This is a genomic window from Celeribacter marinus (assembly GCF_965656515.1).
Lineage (GTDB): Bacteria > Pseudomonadota > Alphaproteobacteria > Rhodobacterales > Rhodobacteraceae > Celeribacter > Celeribacter marinus_D.
In genome coordinates this window covers 1-2,560 of record NZ_CBFHKW010000046.1, presented here as the reverse complement: position 1 = coordinate 2,560, position 2,560 = coordinate 1, and the positions used below count along the sequence as shown (strand labels likewise).

The window sequence follows — 2,560 nt, the reverse complement described above, 5'->3', positions numbered from 1 at the left end:
TGAGAATTGACCCATGTGAACACATGGCCCTGACGTTTTTGTTCAGGGAGATTTGGAGTGATCGATATGGGATTTTTGAGTATTATTCGACGCTGGGCATTGCGTGATAAAATGCCGATACGAGAGATTGCGCGGCGCACTGGGCTGTCTCGTAACACCATCAAGAAGTACCTGCGTGAAGGCGCGGCCGAGCCGACGTTCAAGACACCATCGCGTCCAAGCAAGCTGGATCCTTACGCGGATCGTTTGTCGGCATGGCTTTTGGCGCAGACGCGGAAGTCTCGTAAAGAGCGGCGCAACGTTAAGCTAATGTATGAGGATCTAGTCAAGCTTGGCTATGATGGGTCCTACGAGCGAGTGGCAGCCTTTGCGCGCGCTTGGCGGGCTGATCGACACCGTGCCGAGCAAACAACGGGACGCGGCACATTTGTACCTTTGGTGTTCCAACCCGGCGAGGCGTTCCAATTTGATTGGAGCGAAGACTGGGCCACGATTGGTGGCGAACGCGTTAAACTGCAAGTTGCACACACCAAGCTGTCGCACAGTCGGGCATTCCTGGTGCGGGCTTATCCGTTGCAAACGCACGAGATGCTGTTCGATGCCCACTGGAACGCCTTCCGCGTGTTCGGTGGTGTCCCCGGGCGCGGCATCTATGACAATATGAAGACTGCGGTCGACCGAGTTGGCCGTGGCAAACAACGCGATGTAAATGCACGCTTCCAATCCATGGCAAGCCACTACGTCTTTGAGCCTGAGTTCTGCAATCCAGCCGCAGGCTGGGAGAAGGGCCAAGTCGAGAAGAACGTTCGAGATGCCCGGAACCGGTTGTGGCAGGTCATGCCTGTCTTCAAGGATCTAGAAGAGCTGAACCAGTGGCTTGAAGATCGTTGCATCGCCCTTTGGTCAGAGACAGCGCACCGGGAATTGCCTGGTTCAATCGCTGATGTTTGGGAGGCAGAGAAGCCTGTGCTGATGGTTCTACCACCAGCCTTTGACGGGTTTGTTGAACACAGCAAGCGTGTGTCGCCAACATGCTTGATCACCTTCGAGCGCAACCGTTACAGCGTGCCTGCCAGCTTTGCGAACCGCCCAGTCAGTCTTCGTGTTTACCCGGACCGTTTGGTTATTGTCGCGGAGGGGCAGACTGTCTGCACGCATGAGCGCATCATCGATCGGTCCCACCGCAAGCCCGGCAAAGTCATCTATGATTGGCGCCATTATCTGGCGGTCATCCAACGCAAACCGGGGGCCCTGCGCAATGGTGCGCCGTTTACAGAGATGCCTGACATCTTCCGTCAGCTGCAAAATCACATGCTCCGTAAGGATGGCGGCGACCGGGAAATGGTTGATATCCTATCTCTGGTTTTACACCACGATGAAAGCGCTGTGCTGCGTGCTGTGGAACTGGCGCTAGAAGCTGGGGTGCCGACCAAGACGCATATCCTGAACCTCCTGCATCGGCTGATTGATCCAAAGCAGACCGATCATCCGACGATCGATCCACCAGATGCTCTCGCCTTGGAAACGGCCCCGAAGGCAAATGTGGATCGCTATGACAATCTCAGACAGATAAGGGAGAACCGCAATGCGTCATGATCCTGCAGGGGCTTCCATTATCATCATGCTGCGCAGTCTCAAGCTGCATGGCATGGCGCATGCGGTCGATGACCTGGTCACACAAGGTGTTCCAGCGTTTGAGGCGGCCACTCCAATGTTGTCCCAACTGCTCAAGGCAGAAATGGCCGAACGGGAAGTGCGTTCAATTGCTTACCACACCAAGGTCGCACGCTTCCCATCCTACAAGGATCTCGCAGGCTTTGACTTCGCATCGAGTGAGATCAACGAGGCCACAGTTCGCCAACTCCATCGCGGCGAGTTCGTCGAGAATGCGGAAAATGTCGTTCTGATCGGTGGTCCCGGCACCGGCAAAAGCCATGTCGCCACAGCTATCGGAGTTCAAGCCATTGAGCACTACAGGCGCAAAGTGCGCTTCTACTCCACCGTCGAACTGGTCAATGCGTTGGAACAGGAGAAGGCCCTTGGGAAGGCTGGAAAGATGGCTGAGATGCTCACCAAGATCGACTTGGTCATCCTTGATGAGCTTGGCTACCTGCCGTTCAGCCCATCCGGCGGCGCGCTCCTGTTCCACCTTCTGAGCAAGCTCTATGAGCGCACCAGCGTCGTTATCACGACCAACCTCAGCTTCAGTGAATGGGCGCAGGTCTTCGGAGATGCAAAGATGACAACAGCACTCCTCGACCGGCTCACCCACCGCTGCCACATCCTCGAGACCGGCAACGACAGCTATCGCTTCAAAGCCAGCTCAGAAGCTGCAAAGAAATCCACCAAGGAGAAGCCAACATTGACCAAAACGTAACTGCTGATAAACAATAGAGGCGGGTCAAATCTCGGTGACAATACCGGGTCAGTTCTCAATGACATTCAACAAGTCTTGCGGACAAAGTGAGCTTTCGCTGCGGCTGCACGAACATCGGCATTGACGACGCCAGCAATTTGGGCGTCGGATCTCATGGACGATTATATTGCCAAGTGTTCTACT

At 55.2% G+C, this 2,560-nt stretch carries 2 protein-coding genes; both read left to right on the top strand.

Annotated features, from left to right (window positions below):
• Positions 1–66 precede the first annotated feature (66 nt).
• Complete coding sequence (istA, locus tag ACTG34_RS10360) at positions 67–1,596, top strand: IS21 family transposase (RefSeq protein WP_439104864.1); 1,530 nt, start codon at positions 67–69, stop codon at positions 1,594–1,596.
• On the top strand, positions 1,586–2,377 hold the full coding sequence (gene istB, locus ACTG34_RS10355) for an IS21-like element helper ATPase IstB (protein WP_439104849.1): 792 nt from the start codon (positions 1,586–1,588) through the stop codon (positions 2,375–2,377). Before istA ends, istB begins: the two co-directional genes overlap by 11 nt.
• Positions 2,378–2,560 lie beyond the last annotated feature (183 nt).

Excerpts from the sequence above, each read along its gene's own strand:
- istB (WP_439104849.1), top strand. The coding sequence starts at position 1,586 with ATGCGTCATGATCCTGCAGGGGCTTCCATTATCATCATGCTGCGCAGT.
- istA (WP_439104864.1), top strand. The coding sequence starts at position 67 with ATGGGATTTTTGAGTATTATTCGACGCTGGGCATTGCGTGATAAAATG.